Origin of the sequence: Selenomonas sp. AB3002 (genome assembly GCF_000702545.1) — a bacterium.
Lineage (GTDB): Bacteria > Bacillota > Negativicutes > Selenomonadales > Selenomonadaceae > Selenomonas_B > Selenomonas_B ruminantium_A.
This window is the reverse complement of the sequence record NZ_JNIO01000007.1, coordinates 1-17,998: the sequence shown is the minus strand read 5'-3', so window position 1 is coordinate 17,998 and position 17,998 is coordinate 1. Positions and strand designations below refer to the sequence as shown.

The window sequence follows — 17,998 nt, the reverse complement described above, 5'->3', positions numbered from 1 at the left end:
TTATCTTTTTGGAAAAAAGATAAAAAATATTGTAATGAAACCGGAAGTCAGCCGTAAGTATAGATGTAAGCTGAAAAACACATTGCACACTATAATTCCAGACGATGCACCAGGAAAAGAGGAGAATCCATCATTTTGTCGAATCAGCAAAGTGAAGACTTGATTGTTAAGGAAAGGACGGATTATCATGGCTGTGGACAAGAACAAGAAATTGAATCTTGAGGAACTGGACGGAGTAGCAGGCGGCACTATAATAGAAACTATTTCTGATAGCGCACAGCTCTATAAGCGTGGCCTGCTGGACAAGGAATACGAAAGCTGCGCCGCTGTCCGCGACAAGCTGCACGGCATGGGGTATTCCGGCTATCAGGACAAGGGCGGCCTGTTGAATGAGAATGTCTACACGGACAAGCAGGGCAATGCCATCTCCCGTGAACAGTTCTGGAAAAACTTCGACAAGGAAAACGGCACTAAAGTCATCAGATAATCAGTGACACAAAATCAAAAAGCTTTTTGCAAAGAAATGGAATGTTTCACGTGAAACATTCCATTTTTTTCTAGGAAAAATTCATTTTCCGCTGTATAATATAGGATAGTTTTTGAGAAAGGGTGACGGCTGTGGCCAAGATTATCGCGATAGCCAATCAGAAAGGCGGCGTGGGCAAGACTACCACGGCGGTTGATCTGGCGGCTTGTTTGGCGGCTAAGAAAAAGAAGACCATGCTGGTGGACTGCGACCCTCAGGGGAATGCTTCCAGCGGTCTGGGCATAGATAAATCTGCCTTGGAGAAAACCATCTACCATGTACTTATGGGCGGGGTGGATGCGAAGGATGCTCTGGTGCAGACGGAGTTCAAGGTTGATGTGCTGCCTGCCAATATCAATCTGGCAGGGGCAGAGGTGGAGCTGGTAGCGGCTATTTCACGTGAAACACGCTTGAAAAAGGCACTGGATGCAGTGCGGGATGATTATGACTACATCATCCTGGACTGCCCTCCCTCCTTGGGGCTTCTGACCCTGAATGCACTGGCGGCGGCTGACTCTGTGCTGATGCCTATCCAGTGCGAGTTCTACGCCCTGGAGGGTGTGGTGCAGCTGCTGAATACCATCGGACTGGTGAAGAACAACCTCAACGCCAATCTGGAGGTAGAGGGCGTGCTCATGACCATGTACGATTCCCGCACCCGCCTTTCGGAGCAGGTGGTGGCAGAGGTCAGGGAGAACTTCGGGGACAAGATGTATAAGACCATCATTCCCCGTACGGTGAGACTGTCTGAGGCTCCCTCCTATGGGCAGCCCATTATCGCCTACGACAAGAAATCCAGAGGTTCGGAAGTCTATATGGATCTGGCAAAGGAGGTCATTGCCCGTGACAAGCAGCAAGCCTAAAGGTGGTTTGGGTACCAGCATGAAGGCCATGGGCGGCCAGGGCCTTGGCGCCCTGTTCGGCAATACCGGCGTGACAGCTCCTGCCCCGGAGAATGTGCGTGACAAGGTGCAGGAAATAGCCGTGGAGGAGATTGTTCCCAACCGCTATCAGCCCCGCGAGGAATTTGATGAGGCGGCTCTCTCCGAGCTTACTGAGTCTGTGAACCGCTACGGCGTCCTGCAGCCAGTGCTCTTGAGGAAGCTGCCGGATGCAGGCTATGAGTTGATTGCCGGGGAGCGCCGCCTGCGGGCAGCCAAGGCGGCAGGCCTTGAGAAAATTCCCGCCCTGGTGCGGGAGTTCGGCGACGCCGAGGTCAGTGAGATAGCCCTGATTGAGAACCTGCAGCGGGAAGACCTTTCTGTCATGGAAGAGGCCAGGGCCTATCAGCGGCTCATCAAGGATTTCGGGCTGAAGCAGGAGGAACTTTCCTCCCGTCTGGGCCGCAGCCGCTCTCATATCGCCAACACCATGCGCCTGCTGAATCTGCCCGGTGAGGTCCAGGCACTCCTCATGAGCGGCGTGCTCACTGCCGGACAGGCCAGGCCCCTGCTGGCCATTGGCGACCAGGAGCTGCAGATGAAGGCTGCAGACTACATCCAGGAGCACGAGCTTTCGGCCCGCCAGTGCGAGGAACTGGCGAAAAGGCTGGCAGAAGAGCCCGGAGAGATTCAGGAGGAAGCTGAATCAAAGCCAGCAAAGCCTGAGCCGGACATCTTCCTCCAGGAGGCGGCAGAAAAGCTGAAGACCTTGTTGGGCACCCAGGTGCAGATCAAGACTGGCAGGAAAAAGAGCAAGGTGGAAATAGAATTCTACTCGGAAGAGGATCTGGAGCGCATCCTGGGCCTGATCGGGCAGCACAGGGCAGCCAGCAATCAGGACAAGATCGAGAAGCTCCGGCAGTTCTCCCAGACGGGAAGATTCACTGTGTAAGGAAGGGGAGACTTTTCCTAAGGGAAGGCTAAAATGAGAGAAAGAGAGAGAAGTAAGTTTCGATGGATATTCAGGTAATAAGCAACTTTGTGCTAAATAATCTCATGTTCATTGTGGCAGGGCTGGGGATACTGGTAATTCTCATGTATGTGGTCATCTTGAACCTGTACTTCGACCTGCGCCGCATGAAGAAGCGTTATAAGAAGATGATGACAGGTGTGGAGAGCGGCAATCTGGAACGCATGCTCATCGGCCATATCGACGAAGTGCAGCGGGTGAAGGAGCAGAACACGGCTTTGGAGGTGGAAAACCAGAAGCTGGACAACCTCCTGCAGCAGGCTCTGACCCGGGTGGGCATGGTGCGCTATCGTGCCTTCGAGGATATGGGAGGCGACCTCAGTTACGCCGTAGCCATGCTGGATGCCCACAATAACGGTGTGATCCTCTCCAGCGTGTTTGGCCGGGAGGGTTCCCAGGCTTACGCCAAACCCATCGAGAACGGCAGCTCCAGCTACAAGCTGACGGAAGAAGAACAGCAGGCTCTGCGGGAGGCCATGGCACACGCATGAAAAAGACTTCCCCTCTGGGGAAGGCTGCTTGGTTTTGAAAGTTGCACTATGGAGGTTTGTTTCCTTGGACACTAATAAGGAATCTAATTCCTATACGATCAAAGTAATCCCCTCCGGGGAGGGGAAGGTCAAGTCTGTGAGGCTGCCTGTGACGCTGCTCAAGTACGGTTTGGGCTCTCTGGCGGTGTTGGGATTGCTCTTTGTGGGAGCCCTGAGTTTTGCGGTCTACGCCAGCTTCACGGCCAAAAGCGGCTCGGCAGAGATAAATGACCTGCGTTCTGTGAACAGCATCCAGCAGGAACAGCTGCTGCAGCTCTCCAAAAAGGCCAATGCCCTGCAGGATGAGATGGATCAGCTTACTTCCCTGGAGGCAGACCTGCGCCGCCAGTCCGGCATGGCACCTGCCAGTGATGAGGGCAGCGGCGGGGATGGCACCCACGATGGCCAGGGCGGCCCTTATACAGAGCCGGATTTAGGCAATGTGCGAGAGGCTCTTTCCCAGGTGGAGCGCAAAATCGCTGTGCGGAAGGAATCCCTGCAGTCCCTGCAGAAGGAAATCAAGGCCCGTCAGGAGGCCATGGGCACAGTGGTGGCAGGTGGCTTTACCATCCAGTCCATCACTGTGCCTTCCATCTGGCCCTGCAAGGGTGATGTGAGCTCACCCTACGGCCTGCGCTGGGGCGGCTCTGACTTCCACCCGGGCATCGACATCGCCAACGACATGGGCACCCCCATTGTAGCCACCGCTGATGGCGTGGTAGAAGTGGCCGGCTGGAACTCCGGCGGCTACGGCAACATGGTGGACATCGACCACGGCAACGGCCTCATGACCCGCTACGGCCATGCCTCCCAGGTGGTGGTCACCGCCGGCCAGCATGTGAAGCGCGGCCAGATCATCGCCTACATGGGCAGCACGGGCTTCTCCACGGGCCCGCATTGCCACTATGAGGTGCATGTGAACGGCCAGGTGGTGAACCCGGCAACATATCTCTGATAAAAGCAAAATCCCCCCGTTTTGGGGGGATTTTTTGCTTTTATGGCGAATATACATATAGTGTCAGACTTTGATTTCAGGCTTTTCCGTCAGAGAATCCCTGTCCCGGGGCGGCATAGGCGTGCCGGCGGCAGCTACGTAATCAAGGTCTTCCAGGGAAAGTTTCCTGCTGTCCCTGTGTGTGGGAGCCTGGCAGCGGATATCGTGCAGCTTGGTACGGAGGCTTTCTTTTATTTTGCTGAATCGGGAAAAATCTAAGTCTCTGTATTCTCGCTCAATACTCATGTTGATTTCTCCTTTATATTAATAGGTATAATTATCTTATCGCTTATACATACGATTGTAAATCCCGGATATTACAAGAAAATGAGAATCTGGAAGGAAAATTTATTATGGAAACTATTGGATTGGTACCGGCAAGCCGATGGAATAACTTGGCTAAGGAGGCTCTGTATGACGAGGCTGCCTTCGACGAGCTTTATGACCATTTCTTTCCCATCATTTACAATGTTATCTATGTCAGAGTGAAGAACAGTGCTGTAGCTGACGATATTGTGGGCGACACCTTCATGAAGATGACCCAGAGCCTGGGCTCCTTTGACCCGGAAAAGGCTTCCTTTGCCACTTGGCTCTCCCGCATTGCCATGCGGACCCTGACTGACTATTACCGCTGGCAGAGCCACAGGCAGAATGTGGAGTGGGATGATGTATTCTCTCCCGCGGTGGAGGAAAAGGACAGGCCTGAGGGGCACCTTTTGGAAAAGGAGGGCAGGAGCGAGCTGCTGCTGGCCTTGGACAAGCTCTCCGAACGAGAACAGCATATCATCCACCTGAAGTTCTGGGGGGAGATGTCCAACAAGGAAATAGCTGAGACCATGGATATGACCCCCTCAAATGTAGGCGTGGTGCTCCATAGGGCCATGGGACAGCTGAAGAAGATACTGGGAGAAAGGCGTCTTCTATGATGAATTCCAGGGTGAGTGGCCCCGGCTGTGCGGTCATGTGATACCCATGTATCTGGATGAGTCTTATCCGGATTACTATATCTTCGGCTCTACTATCCTGCTGAATGGCAAGAAGCACTATCTTACTTCCGTCTCAAGGCTACCCATAATGAACCTGTACTCACCGAAGGCGTGGAGTTCCAGGTGGACGAGGCCGCCAAGGCAGCTTGAATCAACTGACATTACCGCCCTGCTGCAGATTTTGCGGCAGGGAGATTTTTATTGCAAACCTTATACCGGCTTATCACATTATATGCGTCCTGCCTGGTATTTATTACAAATGAGTGATATAATCAACCTCATTAACAACACATCCGGCACTATTTCCGACCTCCATATAACCTGTCCCGGCTCCAACATCGCTGTCGCTTTTCCCGCAGCCACGATGTCCTGACTGGCTTGTTATGACATTATTTACGATAAACAGGACTAAAGTCGCATAGCGATGCAGCTTGGGCCAAGGGGGAATGTCAGCATGCAGGCGGCGTTATGTCCTTCAGGAACACCCAAAAGGAGTGAAAATTCCATGAAGTCAGCCACAGGACCGGATGCCTGGGCATCAGCCGAGTGTTTGGGAAAAGCAGAGCAGATTTCGCATCAGGTATAGTGTGGCAACAGCCGCCTTTTGGCTGTCAGGAGTCAGCTTTTTTCCCCTGGGGGCAGGATGCTGGCTTTGGACGACGAATAATAATATGTAGTTATTCTGTAAAAATTACGCAGAGGGGGCAGGACAGGTGCTGGAAAAGTTGAAGCTAAGAAAAATAAATATTCGGGAGCGCGTCCTCCTCATGCTTCTGGTGTGTTCTTTGATTGCGTTTTTGGGACTAGGGGCTCTGTCGCTTCACACCCTTTGGCATGTGGAGAATTCGGTGTTGGAGCAGGAGCAAAGTATGGGGGCCAGGCTCTCTGAGAAGGTAGAGGAGTTTTCTGAGGGGAATATCAAGAGCCGCCTGAAGGAATCGGCGGAGATGAAGGCGCTGGCCATCGACAAGGAGCTCACTGCCACCGCCAGGAACGTGGGAATTCTGGCGGACACCATGAGCCTTATCCTGCAGCACCCGGAGAACTACAGCCCGCGGAGCCTGCCCAATACCAGGGAGCAGGATGACATCAAATCCGAGGTGCCTTACGTCCACTACAGCCCCAAGCTCTTCAAGCAGGGGGCGGGAGGCTTGGCGGGAGAAATAGGGCTGGCTGGCAATATAGCAGACCTGCTGCGCTCCATGAGCAAGTCATATGGCAGGAACCGCACTTCCCTTTACGTGGGCTCCGGGCATGGGTACCTCGTTTGTTTGGATATCGTGCCGGATGGGGGCAGTATTTATCCTTCGCAGGAGTACAAGGAAAGCTTTATAAGTACATATGACCCTGTAGAGCGTTCCTGGTACAAGCTGGGGGCAGGGGTGGACAAGCCTGTCTATACGGATGTCTACATCGGTGCAGATGGCTATCTCAATGTCACTTGTGTCATGCCATATTATGACAAGTTGGGGCTGGCAGGAGTGGCTGGCATCAGCTACTCCATCGAGGATATGTATCATCAGGTGGCAGATGCCGCCATCGGGCGCACAGGGGTGAACTTTGCCCTGGACCGGGAGGGCAGGGTGATCTTTTCCGGGCTCACTCAGGGGCTGCTGGCTGCCGGCGGCAGCCAGGATCTCAGAGAGGTCGACAATAAAAGCCTGGCTGCGGCGGTCGCCCACATGACTGCAGGGGGCAGGGGAGTCACTTCCGTGAGCCTCTACGGCCAGGAGTACTTCCTGGCCTACGCGCCCATGGAGAGCACGGGCTGGAGCTTTGGCAGTCTCATTGCCCGGGAGGAAGTCACGGCACCTACCAGAGAAATCGTGGCAAATACGGAAGTAGCCATGGAAAGCTTCCGGGAAAGGCTGGGAAGCATCTTTGCCGCCTCGGCTGGGAAAGCCACGGTGCTGGCAGTGCTCATGCTGCTGCTGGTCATTTACATTTCCCGCAAGATGGCTGCCCGCATCACTGAGCCCCTCTACAGGCTCCGGGAAGGGGTCAGGGAAATAGCTGCCGGCAACCTGCAGGAAAAGGTGAAGCTGGAGACCGGGGATGAACTGCAGGAACTGGCGGATTCCTTCAACACCATGACAGATGATCTGACAGAGTATATGAAAAAGGTCACCCAGGCGGCAGAGGATAAGGAGAGGGCTCAGGCAGAATTGCACACGGCCCACTCCATCCAGCAGAGCATGCTGCCGGGCGCTTTGCCTGAGCGCCAGGAATTCTCCCTGAAGGCGGCCATGAAGGCGGCCAGGGATGTAGGCGGAGATTTCTACGACTATTATCTGGTGGATGACGACCATCTGGTGGTCACCATTGCCGATGTGTCAGGCAAGGGTGTGCCTGCAGCCTTGTTCATGGCCAGAGCCATGACGGTGCTGCGAAGCCTGGTGCAGGGACTGAAGGGCGAACCCCTGGCCAGGATCGTTGCCCGGGCCAATGATGAACTCTGCGCCAGCAATGAGGCTATGATGTTCGTCACAGCTTTTGTGGCCATGCTGGATCTCAGGGACGGCCGCCTCAGCTACGTCAATGCAGGCCACAATCCAGTGCTGGTGGGAAGGGCTGGCAGAGGCTTCCAGTTCCTGCCTGTGAAGCGCAACTGCGTGCTGGGGGGCGTAGAGGAAATGGTTTTCGTCCAGCAGGAAGAGGTCCTGGCTTCTGGCGATATGCTTTTCCTCTACACCGACGGCGTGACAGAAGCGCAAAGCGAAAGCAGGGCGTTCTACAGCGAAAATGGACTGCAGGACCTGCTGAACAAAACAGGCCTGGTGAAACCTCAGGCGCTGCTGGAAGCAGTGGGGCAGGACCTGGCACGCCATGTGGGAGTGGCTGAGCAGTCGGATGATATCACCATGCTGGCGCTGAAATACAGGTAAGTGCTTTGGGGCGTGAGCAAAGTTTTCCCTGCAGGAGGAGACTTTGTCTGTCACGCCCCTTTTCCTTGGGTGAATGTTGCTGTAAGATAGGGGAAAATGAAAAATTTCTGTCGAATATATTGCAAGTGAATCAGTTGGTATGCAGAACTTTAAGGAGCCTTGATATGAAAAAAATCTTCAGCCTGGGTATTGTCATTATCCTCCTGCTGGCAGCTGCCATTGTCATCTGGGGGGCGTGGCTCAACTACAGTGATGAGAATCAGATAGCGAAGCGCATGGACAGCCGTGCCGTGGAGCTGACGGCGGCACGGGCGGAGGTGCGGGATTTTGCGCCTACGGTTGAGCTGGATGCCTTGCGCTTTTCCAGCGACAGCATCGCGGATGCAGTGGCCCTTACGGAGGGGCGCATTGTGCAGTGGCATGCAGCCAAGAACGACACTGTGGCCAAGGGGCAGCTGCTGGTATCCATGATGAATGAGAATATCCCCCTGCGCATCCAGCAGGCAGAAAGCGCCATCAGCCGGGCTGAAGCCGCCTTGGCCCAGGCCAACAATGCCTATCAGCGCCAGGGGCGGCTGCTGGCCCGCCGGGCTACTTCCAAGGAGAAGTACGAGGAGGCCGAGGCCCAGTACATGGCGGCCCAGGGTTCCCTGCGGGAGGCCCAGGCCCAGCGCGACCAGTGCCTGGTGCAGCAGGACTGGCTCAATGTGGTTTCGCCTGTGGACGGGCAGGTGCTGATCATCTACCAGCGGGAGGGCTCCTATGTGCAGCCAGGCACTCCTGTGGCTTTGGTGGGCAATTTTGACTGGCTGCGCTTTTCCCTGAGCATGAAGGACATTGAGGCCAACCATCTGGAGCTGGGGGAGGCAGGGTATCTGAAATTCCCCAACAGCAAGCTGGCTGGCAAGGTCTACGATACGGATTATGGCGCTGGGAACAAGGGACAGGGCACGGAAATCAAGGCTGTCCTGAAAGACATCGTGCCCCCCCTGTCGGAGCCGGCGGATATGCGCCGCACGGAGTGGGAGGTGGACAACCGCACGGGGCTCTTGGAAGCCATGGTCTACACGGGCATCACCATGCGCATGGGCAGTACCTACAAGGCACTTACGGTGCCGCTGGCGGCCATGGCTGACAAGGACCATGACGCAGTGTATGTGGTGGACAGCGAGGGCATCATCCACCGGCGGAAGGTGACAGCCGGGGCCGATGACAACAAATACATTGAGATTTACTCCGGCCTGGAGCCGGGCGAGCTGGTAGTGGTAGGCAGTTTTGAAGGCCTGGAAGATGGCATGAAGGTGGAGGCTGATGTGGAAGGGGATGAGAGCTGATGGCTGAGGAAAAGAAAAACGAGGGGGCGGCAGCCCGCTGGGACCGCAAAGGTGACCAGATCTTCAGCAAGGAAGCTCTGGACAAGATGCGCTCCCCGGAGAAGCTGGACACCACCATGACCATCACCACCCCCATCGGCTGGATGGGGCTTATCGCCGTGGCGGTGATGCTGCTGGCGGTGGTGATCTGGTCTGTCTTCGGTTCCTTCACCGTGAAGGCTGACGGCATGGGGCTTATCATGGACCCCTCCGGGGTGGCGAAGATCTCCACCCTTTCCGGGGGCACCCTGGACGAATTGTATGTGCATCCCGGGGACACGGTGGAGAAGGGGGAGCTCATTGCCCATGTGAGCATGGTGCAGGAGGAGGCTGCCACCCGCATGGCCCAGCTGGGTCCGGAGCTGGCCGCTTCTATGCGTGATGCCGCTTCCCGGGTCCGGGAATTCGATTCCCGCCGCTACCAGAAGGAAGCCACGGAGTATGTCTACTCCCCCTATAATGGTACCGTGGATGAAGTCATGGTGGAGGAAGGCAGCGTGGTAAGCAGCGGCACCCCCGTTGCCACTGTGCGCATTGACGGGGGCAGGAGCCACCTGAAGGGGGTGCTCTACATTCCCGTGGCCAAGGGGAAGCGGGTGGAGAAGGGGCAGACCATCCAGCTGGCTCCCAATGGGGTGGACGTGTCCCAGACGGGCAGCCTCCTGGGCACCGTGCGGTCTGTGTCCCAGTACCCTGTCTCTGTGCAGAATATGCAGAAGACCCTGGGCAATGAGCAGCTGGCCCAGTGGATTCTCTCCTCCCAGCAGAGCTCCCTGATGGAGGTAAGTTTTGACCTGGTGAAAGACCCCTCTGACAAATCCGGCTACCTCTGGACTTCCCAGGTGGGGGAGCACAAGCCAATTACCGCCGGCAGCTTCGTCACCGGCTCCATCATCATAGAGCGTCGGCCTCCCATTGAGAAGGTTTTCTACAAGCTGAGCCAGTGGCTGAGGGGCAGGTGAGGTCATGGATTGGCTGGAAAAATTGAAAAACACCTTCGGCTCCAGCAAGAAGCGGGTGAAGGTGCCCACGGTGCTGCAGATGGAAGCCACGGAATGCGGGGCGGCGGCTCTGGGCATGGTGCTGGCTAACCTGGGCCTTTGGGTGCCCCTGGAGAAGCTCAGGGCCGAGTGCGGCGTGAACCGTGACGGTTCCAAGGCCAGTTGCGTCATCCGCGCCGCTCGGAACCGGGGCTGCGAGGCAGACGGATATCGCTGGACAGCTGCTGAACTGCTGGAGGTGTCGGAGGAAGAAGAGGATATCTTTCCCCTGATCATCCATTGGGAATTCAACCATTTCGTGGTGCTGGAGGGCATAGACAAGGGCCGCGCCTATCTCAATGACCCTGCCATGGGGCGGCGCACCGTGCCCTGGGAGGAATTCCGTACCTCTTACACGGGGGTGGCCCTGCAGATATTGCCGGGGCCGGATTTCCAAAAGGCAGGGGCCCGCTACAATGTCTTCAAGGACATGGCGAAAAAACTCCTGCAGGACCGCTGGGCCATGACCTTCATACTCATACTGGAATTATGCGCCATTATTCCCGGCTTGGCGGGGCCGGTCATGAGCCAGATCTTCCTGGACGATATCCTTACCAAGAAGCATCCGGACTGGATGACCAACTTCTGCCTGGCCATGACGGTGTCCTTCGTGCTGTCAGGCATCATGACCTGGCTGCGGGCGGTAGTGCTGACCCAGTGGCAGCGGAAGCTGACCCTGGCGGATTCCTCCAGCTATTTCTGGCACCTCTTAAAGCTGCCCATGCAGTTCTTCCACCAGCGCTATGCCGCTGAGGTGGCAGGGCGCGTGGGCTTCAACCAGTCCATTGCCGGGGTGCTGTCAGGACCTGCGGCTACGGCGGTGCTGGATTTCTTTGTGGCAGTCTTTTATTTGCTGTTATTGCTTCAATACAACGTGACCCTGACCCTTATCGGCGTGGCCTTCAGCTCTGTGGAGATAGCCTTGTTCTTCGCTATGCGGCGTCACCTGACAGACCTGAATATGCGCATCCAGCAGGATGCTGGCAAGGCCTACGGCGTGGCCATGAACGGCCTCCGCATGATAGAGACCATCAAGGCCAGCGGTGACGAGGCGGATTTCTTCACTAAGTGGTCAGGCTATCAGACCAAGGTGCTCATGGCCTCCCAGGAAACAGCTCTCTGGTCCATGTCCGTGAAGCTCCTGCCCACTCTTTTGGCCGGGGTCAACGGTGCCCTCATCATGACCATCGGCGGCTTCTCCATCATGGAAGGGGCCATGACCGCAGGTATGTTCATGGCTTTCCAGAGCCTTATGGGCAGCTTCCAGGCTCCCGTGAATGCGCTGGTGGGGCTGGGTTCTACCCTGCAGACCACAGAAATGCAGATGCAGAGGCTCAACGATGTGCGCTGCTATGAGGTGGACAGCCTGAACTTCCCTGAGAAGGAGGGGCAGAGGGCGATGCCTCTGGACAGGCTGGCCGGGGATTTGGAACTGAAGGATGTGAGCTTCGGCTACAGCCCACTGGAAGCACCTCTGCTGGAGCATTTTGACCTTCACGCCCGCCCGGGACAATGGGTGGCCGTGGTAGGAGCCTCCGGCAGCGGCAAATCGACTCTGGCCAAGATTGTCACAGGCCTCTATGAGGAATGGGACGGGCAGGTGCTCTTTGACGGCAGCCCCCGCAGGCAGATTCCCCGCAAGGTGGTGACAGCTTCCCTGGCCGCCGTGGATCAGGATATCTTCCTGATTTCCGGCACCGTGGCAGAGAACATAGCCCTGTTTGACAAGACTGCCCGCCGCAGCGATATCGTGGAGGCGGCCAAGGATGCCTGCATACACGAGGATATCCTGAAGCTCAACGGCGGCTACGAGGCCAATATTCAGGAAGGCGGCGTGAACTTCTCCGGGGGGCAGCGCCAAAGGCTGGAAATCGCCAGAGCCCTGGCAGTGAATCCCTCCATCCTGGTGCTGGACGAAGCCACCTCCGCCCTGGACCCCATCACGGAAAAACAGGTGCTGGACAATATCCGCCACCGCGGCTGCACCTGCCTGATAGTGGCCCACCGTCTCTCCACCATCAGGGATTGCGATGAGATCATCGTGCTGTCCCAAGGCAAGATCGTGGAGCGCGGCACCCACCGCCAGATGATAGAGCAGGACGGCCCCTATAGCCGTCTTATTGAAGAACGGGAAAATGAAGAGATGGAGCAGATGGAGTAGTCTATGGAATCGAAGAAACTATTCGCCGGTGAGCGCTTCTTGCTTACCGATGATACTGGCTTCTGGCGCGTTGTCTCCGGGCGGGTGGAGATCTATGCCACCACCAGGACAGGTGAGGACATTTCCTTTCACCAGTGCTACCTTATCGACAGGGCACCGGGGGAGGCGGTCTTTCCTGCTTTGGACGAATTCAGGGAAATCCGCATGCAGATTTATGCCCTGGAGGATGCAGAGCTGGAGTTCGTGCCCTGGCAGCAGCCGGAGCTGGGAGAACTGCGCCTGCTGATGGAAGGCTGGTTTGCCTCCCTGATTCGCATCAACTGGCTGCGGCTCCTGGCTGACAAGGGGGACGATGTGCTCCAGTGCTGGCGCAGGAAAAAACTGTTTGGTGAGGCGGGCAGCCATGATGAGCTCATGGAAGCCTTCCGCGCGCATGAGGAAATTCTCTCCATGCTGCTGGGAGTGCGCTTCGGCGCCAGTGACAAGCGGCTGGCCTACCATATCCGCAAAAGGGAAATGGCCAAGGCCGTGCTGGTGGAAAACGGCATCAGGAGCCTGTTGGGGGAGGAGCAGCTTTTCTCCGGCCAAAGCGAGATAGCAAGCGGCAGCAAGCTCACTATGGATGCCACCTTCGCCGTGCGGCAGGTGGCCGAGAAGCTCAGGATGCCCACGGAGGCCATTGCCCTTGAGGCGGAAAGCGCCAGAGGGCTTGATGATGTGGCTCTGTTGCGCCGCCTCATGCAGAAGGGGAATATGCAGATGCGCCTGGTGACCCTGCCTGAGGACTGGTGGCAGAAAGATTCAGGGGTCATGCTGGGCTTCTACACTCCCCCTGGCAGCAATGATAAGGAAATAGCGGCTCTCCTGCCTGTTGACCCAGAGCATTACCGCCTGGTTTCTGCGGAAAGACCAGAGGGGCTGGAGGTCACGGGGGAGACCGTCAAATACATTGCCAAAGATGCTTTCCAATGCTATGCGGGCTTCCCTGCCCGGGCCTTGAAGCTCTGGGACCTTATCAAGTTCATGTTCCGCCAGTGCTGGCTGGCGGATTACCGCACCATTTTGGTGTGCAGCCTCTTTGCGGGGCTTATTCCTCTGGCAACCCCCATCATCACCGAGACCATCTTCCAGGATATCATTCCCATCCTGGACAGGCAGGGCCTTGCTACTGTCACCCAGGCCCTGATGGTCACCAGCTTTACCACGGCGGCCCTGTCCATCGTGCGCTCCTTTGCGGTGATGCGCATATCCACCCGCATCGAAGCGGCGGCGGAGGCTGCCATGTGGGGGCGGCTCATGAGCCTGCCCACCAAGTTCTTCCGGCGCTTCACTGTGGGGGAACTGGCCAGCCGCATGGGGGGCATCGGCATTGCCAAGAATCTTGCTTCAGGTGAGTTTGCCACTTCGATCCTCAGTTTTATCTTCTCCTTTTGGAGCATCTTCCTCATGTGCTACTACAGCTTCAAGCTTACAGCGGCGGCCATTGCCGTCTGGGCTGTGTACTCCGTCTTCGTGGCCCTGGTGCTCAGGCGGGTGCTGTTCTTCCAGCGCAAGATCATCGAGGCGGGGAACAAATCGGCGGGCACTGTGCAGCAGATTTTCGCAGGGCTGGCCAAGTTCCGGGTACAGGGGGCGGAGGAACAGGCTTTCAGCCTCTGGACCCAGGCCTTCGGTGAGCACTGGAACTGGAGCCTGAAGCTGCGGTGGCAGGACAACTATACTTCCATCATTGCCAGCATCCAGCCCTTCATCCTCACCATGATCCTCTACTGGATTGCCGTCTACGGCATGAATGAAGTGGGGCCGGATGGAAAAACGGTGCAGACTGGCATAGGCTATGCCCAGTTCATCGCCTTCAATGCCGCCTACTCCAGCTTCAACGGAGTCATTGGCGGGGCCTTGGGGCTTATCAGCCAGTATTTTGCCATCCAGCCCCAACTGGAGAACCTGCGTCCCATTCTGGAGGCGGTGCCTGAGACTACGGAGGAAAAGCAGGAGGCGGGGAAACTCAGCGGCTCCGTGGAGGTCAGCCATCTCTCCTTTGCCTACACCCATGTGACCCCTGGTCCGAAGGGGGAGGCAGTGGAGACGGAGGGGGACGAGGTGCTGAAGGATGTGAGCTTTTCCATCACCGCCGGGGAAAATGTGGCTATCGTGGGCAAGTCCGGCAGCGGCAAGAGCACACTGGTGCGGCTGCTCCTGGGCTTCGAGACCCCCAAGCGGGGCAGCATCACCTTTGACGGACAGGACCTTTCGGAGCTGGCCCTGCCCTCCGTGCGCTCCCAGATGGGAGTGGTGCTGCAGAATGGGCAGCTGATGACAGGGGATATCTACACCAATATTGTGGGCACCAGGATGCTGACACAGGACGATGCCTGGGCGGCGGCAGAGGCAGCAGGCATTGCCGAGGATATCGCCGCCATGCCCATGGGCATGCAGACCGTCATCAGCGAGGGCAGCAGCAATATCTCCGGGGGCCAGCGGCAGAGAATCCTCATTGCCCGGGCCTTAGTGGGCAGGCCCGCTATCCTCATCTTCGATGAAGCCACCAGCGCTCTGGACAACCGCTCCCAGGCCATAGTCACCCGCAGCCTGGACAAGCTGAAATCCACCCGCATCGTAGTGGCCCACCGGCTGTCCACCATCAGGAAGTGCGACCGCATCATCGTCATGGACGAAGGAAGGGTGGCAGAGATGGGGAGCTTCGACGAATTAGTGGCAAAGGGCGGGCTGTTTGCAGACCTTGTGAAGCGGCAAGTGACTGGCAGAGGGAATCGGTCAGTGGCAATGAAAGGTTAGACGTAGCTTTTCTTAGTATAAGCAATGAACTAGCAGGTTTTACCTGCCCGCTTGCGGGGGCGCGTTAGCGCGGGAGCCCAGTGGGCTCCCTGGCAGGGGACCACCGAAGGTGGTGGAAGGGGGGAATAAATCCTGAACAATGATATTCTAAGCCAGTTGCCCTCCTCGCCCCTTCCACCGGCTACGCCGGTCCCCCTTCCCCGTTTCACGGGGCAGGTAGGGTCTGCATCGCAGTTTGCATTCTATACATACAATCCTCTACACCTCAGGAAGGTGAACATATTATGAATAAATTCGCATTTATAATCGCAGCAATATGCAGTGCAATATCATTTCCTTATCACACAGCCGCAGCTGAGGCCATAGGACTGACCCTCACGGACAGCATCGAAATGGCTCTCCTCACTGATGAGTCCATAGAAGGGGCTGAGGCAGGCCGGGAGGCGGCCTGCATGCCTGGAAGGCTGCCGCAGGAGCAAAGGGCCCACCGTCAGCTGGAACGCCCAGGCCCTGCGCATCGGGGGGCGGGATTATAGGTCTGCCAAGAAGGCACATTCGCTTTATGGGGACCCTCATCCGGCTCAGGTCAAGGTAGGCGATGTCCTGGGTGCGCTGCTGTCTATGCTAATCAGACCGTGGGCTCCTATGCCTATGACAACACCTTTTCCAACAGTTGGAGCCTTTCCGTGCCAATCTACACCGGGGGGCCAGCTGGAAAATCAAATCAAATCGGGGCGATACCAGTTGAATAGGGCGGACCTGGACGGTGGAAAACACCCGCCAGACTGTGCGCTACCAGGCAGCTGAAGCCTATGCCAATCTCCTTCACTACGAGAACCTGGCCCAGGTGGCCAAAGATGCCGTGGACATGGGGCACACCCAGCTGGAGCTCATCCGGGCCCAGTTCGAGGAAGGGGCGGTGGCCGAGGCAGACATGCTCGCCATGAGTGTCAGCATTGCCAACTACAAGCAGAATCTGGTGAATGCCGAGAAGGCCGTGGAGGTGGCCAAGTCCACCCTGGCCAGCATCGTGGGCCTGCCCCAGGACACGAATGTGGAGCCCCTGGATCACTTTTCCTACGAACCCTATGACAAGGACCTGCCTGACTGCGAGGCATACGCCTTGGAGCACCGGCCTGACGGCATTGCTGCCGACTATGACATCAAGGCCGCCCAGGCCCGGAAGGAAGCCGCCAAGGCTGGCTGGCGTCCCAGGGTTACGGGAGTGGGCACCCAGAGCATTGCCGGCAACGCCCCCTTTGCCAGTGAGCGCAGCAACAACTGGCAGGCAGGGCTTTCCGTCAACTGGAATATCTTCGACAACGGCGTGACCTCGGAGAATGTGCGCCAGGCAGCCTCCCTGGTGGACCAGTACGAAGCCGGGGCACGCAAGACCCGCAAGACCATCCAGCTGGAGACCCGCACTGCCTATCTCAATATGAAGGCGGCGGAGCAGAATATCCAGGAGACAGCTGTGGCCGTGAAGCAGGCTGAGGACAGCTATACCATTGCCCAGGTGCGTTACGAGGGAGGGCGTGGATATCCTTCTTTCCGTGACGAATGCCCAGGAAAAGCTGACCCAGGCCAGGTCAAACTACATGACGGCCCTTTACCAGTACAACCTTTCCCGGGCCGCCCTGGAAAAAGCCATGGGAGTGCCCGTGGCCTTTGATGCCTCGGTGTATACCGAAGCCGAGCAGGAAGGCGCATCTGCCGACGAGGCCCTGGCGGCAGCCTGGCTGGGAGAGGAAGAATAAGTGAGGCGCAAAAAGTCGCCGGAAGAGAGTGATATCTTCCCGGCGGCTTTTTGTGTGCCGATATCAAATATTTACCAGCCATTCGGCCAGGCTTCTCTTTTCGGAGTCGAAGCTCACGCCAATCTTGAATACCTGCCGTGGGTCGCGCGGAAGGGCGCGGCGTAGCCTTTGTCCTCAATCTGCTGCAGGGCTTCCTGGGCGGGTTTGTCCACCTTGAACTCGAAGATGTAGACAAACTGCTCAGTCTCAACTATGCAGTCGGCCCGTCCCCGGCTGCTGTGTACCTCGCATTGCACGAACTGGTCCAGCAGGGTGAAGACCATGTATAGCACCGACTGGAAATAATGCTCGAAGGGGGCGTCGTTTGAAGTGTAAGGAATGCTGGCAAAGAGGGCGGTGAGGATTTCCCTCATACCGTCCGTGTCACCAGCCAGGAGGCGGCGCCGCAGGGCGAAGATGTCCTTGCCGTTGCCGGAGCCCGCTTCGGGAGTGTACTCGGGCAGGAGGCTTTCCAAAAAGCCGTATTTGACCTCCTCGTTGGGGAAGCCCAGGGTGTAGAGCCGTGCCTGGGGGTCATAGTCCACAATGGTGAGGTATCCCGTCTGGTACAGAAGCGGCAGGGGATTGGGGTTGTCTGTCCTGTAATCGGAGAGAATCCTGTCGTTGGTTTCCAAGGTTTTTTGGGTGAACTGCCGCACATCGAAGTGCATGGTTTTCAGCCGCCGCACCAGGAAGGTGGGGGTGCCGGTGGCGAACCAATATGCGCCCAGATTCCTTTCATCGAAAGCCTTCAGCAGGCTGAAGGGATTGTAGATGCCTTCTCCCTGAGGATGAAAATGGTAGCCGTCATACATCTTCTTCAGTTTTGCCAGGCAGCTGTCCCGGGAAAGACCAAGCTGATGCGCCAGTTCCTCGATTTCCGGTGCAAAGGCTTTGGCAAGCTCTGCTTCCGTGATGCCGCAGATTCCTGCATATTTTTGATATAGGGAGATATCATTGAGCTGGTTCAGGTCGCTGAAGATGCTGACCTTGCTGA

Annotated in this window: 16 protein-coding genes; 14 read left to right on the top strand and 2 right to left on the bottom strand. The window is 56.9% G+C overall.

Features of this window, described 5'->3' with window-relative positions; genetic code table 11:
• The first annotated feature begins 187 nt into the window (after nt 1–187).
• From P159_RS0105870 to P159_RS0105850, 5 genes are all read left to right on the top strand, one after another.
• A complete protein-coding gene (locus P159_RS0105870) occupies nt 188–487 on the top strand; it encodes a hypothetical protein (protein ID WP_029542338.1) in 300 nt (99 codons plus the stop codon).
• 131 nt (nt 488–618) lie between these two features.
• Complete coding sequence (locus P159_RS0105865) at nt 619–1,389, top strand: ParA family protein (protein ID WP_029542336.1); 771 nt, start codon at nt 619–621, stop codon at nt 1,387–1,389.
• The gene (locus tag P159_RS0105860) at nt 1,370–2,359 is read left to right on the top strand and encodes a ParB/RepB/Spo0J family partition protein (RefSeq protein WP_318253516.1); all 990 of its coding nucleotides are present in this window, start codon (nt 1,370–1,372) and stop codon (nt 2,357–2,359) included. The genes P159_RS0105865 and P159_RS0105860 overlap by 20 nt, the downstream gene beginning before the upstream one ends.
• 62 nt (nt 2,360–2,421) lie before the next feature.
• Nucleotides 2,422–2,928, top strand: coding sequence for a DUF4446 family protein (locus P159_RS0105855; protein WP_029542332.1), 507 nt, complete (start codon nt 2,422–2,424; stop codon nt 2,926–2,928).
• 64 nt (nt 2,929–2,992) lie between these two features.
• Nucleotides 2,993–3,922: a M23 family metallopeptidase gene (locus tag P159_RS0105850; protein ID WP_029542329.1), complete on the top strand. Its 930-nt coding sequence runs from the start codon at nt 2,993–2,995 to the stop codon at nt 3,920–3,922.
• Between the two features lie 63 nt (nt 3,923–3,985).
• Here P159_RS0105850 and P159_RS0105845 read toward each other — a convergent pair whose 3' ends face one another.
• Nucleotides 3,986–4,207: a hypothetical protein gene (locus P159_RS0105845; protein WP_029542327.1), complete on the bottom strand. Its 222-nt coding sequence runs from the start codon at nt 4,205–4,207 to the stop codon at nt 3,986–3,988.
• Between the two features lie 107 nt (nt 4,208–4,314).
• Here P159_RS0105845 and P159_RS0105840 point away from each other — a divergent pair, with 107 nt between their 5' ends.
• From P159_RS0105840 to P159_RS19255, 9 genes are all read left to right on the top strand, one after another.
• On the top strand, nt 4,315–4,887 hold the full coding sequence (locus P159_RS0105840) for a sigma-70 family RNA polymerase sigma factor (RefSeq protein ID WP_029542325.1): 573 nt from the start codon (nt 4,315–4,317) through the stop codon (nt 4,885–4,887).
• A 46-nt stretch (nt 4,888–4,933) separates the two neighbouring features.
• The gene (locus P159_RS20555) at nt 4,934–5,320 is read left to right on the top strand and encodes a hypothetical protein (RefSeq protein WP_185753639.1); all 387 of its coding nucleotides are present in this window, start codon (nt 4,934–4,936) and stop codon (nt 5,318–5,320) included.
• A gap of 340 nt (nt 5,321–5,660) precedes the next feature.
• Nucleotides 5,661–7,832, top strand: coding sequence for a SpoIIE family protein phosphatase (locus tag P159_RS19265; RefSeq protein WP_080705936.1), 2,172 nt, complete (start codon nt 5,661–5,663; stop codon nt 7,830–7,832).
• Between the two features lie 164 nt (nt 7,833–7,996).
• A complete protein-coding gene (locus tag P159_RS0105830) occupies nt 7,997–9,166 on the top strand; it encodes an efflux RND transporter periplasmic adaptor subunit (protein WP_029542321.1) in 1,170 nt (389 codons plus the stop codon).
• Entirely contained in the window at nt 9,166–10,167 is a 1,002-nt protein-coding gene (locus tag P159_RS0105825) for an HlyD family efflux transporter periplasmic adaptor subunit (protein WP_029542319.1), read from the top strand. The genes P159_RS0105830 and P159_RS0105825 overlap by 1 nt, the downstream gene beginning before the upstream one ends.
• Before the next feature lie 4 nt (nt 10,168–10,171).
• Nucleotides 10,172–12,406 (top strand): NHLP family bacteriocin export ABC transporter peptidase/permease/ATPase subunit, encoded by a 2,235-nt coding sequence (locus P159_RS0105820; RefSeq protein ID WP_051650182.1) that lies wholly within the window; start codon nt 10,172–10,174, stop codon nt 12,404–12,406.
• A gap of 3 nt (nt 12,407–12,409) precedes the next feature.
• On the top strand, nt 12,410–15,205 hold the full coding sequence (locus P159_RS0105815; protein WP_051650181.1) for an NHLP bacteriocin export ABC transporter permease/ATPase subunit: 2,796 nt from the start codon (nt 12,410–12,412) through the stop codon (nt 15,203–15,205).
• A 284-nt stretch (nt 15,206–15,489) separates the two neighbouring features.
• Nucleotides 15,490–15,741, top strand: a complete 252-nt coding sequence (locus P159_RS20550; protein ID WP_185753638.1) for a hypothetical protein — start codon at nt 15,490–15,492, stop codon at nt 15,739–15,741.
• A gap of 230 nt (nt 15,742–15,971) precedes the next feature.
• Nucleotides 15,972–16,877 carry a TolC family protein gene (locus P159_RS19255; protein WP_051650180.1) on the top strand — a complete coding sequence of 302 codons (906 nt, stop codon included), beginning with the start codon at nt 15,972–15,974 and terminating at the stop codon, nt 16,875–16,877.
• A gap of 198 nt (nt 16,878–17,075) precedes the next feature.
• Here P159_RS19255 and P159_RS18480 read toward each other — a convergent pair.
• On the bottom strand, nt 17,076–17,998 hold a 923-nt coding region (locus tag P159_RS18480; RefSeq protein WP_185753637.1), incomplete at its 5' end, for an AAA family ATPase.

Bases quoted from the DNA above. Each gene is read 5' to 3' on its own strand.
- P159_RS0105870 (WP_029542338.1), top strand. From the start codon at position 188: ATGGCTGTGGACAAGAACAAGAAATTGAATCTTGAGGAACTGGACGGA.
- P159_RS0105855 (WP_029542332.1), top strand. From the start codon at position 2,422: ATGGATATTCAGGTAATAAGCAACTTTGTGCTAAATAATCTCATGTTC.
- P159_RS0105845 (WP_029542327.1), bottom strand. From the start codon at position 4,207: ATGAGTATTGAGCGAGAATACAGAGACTTAGATTTTTCCCGATTCAGC.
- P159_RS0105840 (WP_029542325.1), top strand. From the start codon at position 4,315: ATGGAAACTATTGGATTGGTACCGGCAAGCCGATGGAATAACTTGGCT.
- P159_RS20555 (WP_185753639.1), top strand. From the start codon at position 4,934: ATGTATCTGGATGAGTCTTATCCGGATTACTATATCTTCGGCTCTACT.
- P159_RS0105830 (WP_029542321.1), top strand. From the start codon at position 7,997: ATGAAAAAAATCTTCAGCCTGGGTATTGTCATTATCCTCCTGCTGGCA.
- P159_RS0105825 (WP_029542319.1), top strand. From the start codon at position 9,166: ATGGCTGAGGAAAAGAAAAACGAGGGGGCGGCAGCCCGCTGGGACCGC.
- P159_RS0105820 (WP_051650182.1), top strand. From the start codon at position 10,172: ATGGATTGGCTGGAAAAATTGAAAAACACCTTCGGCTCCAGCAAGAAG.
- P159_RS0105815 (WP_051650181.1), top strand. From the start codon at position 12,410: ATGGAATCGAAGAAACTATTCGCCGGTGAGCGCTTCTTGCTTACCGAT.
- P159_RS20550 (WP_185753638.1), top strand. From the start codon at position 15,490: ATGAATAAATTCGCATTTATAATCGCAGCAATATGCAGTGCAATATCA.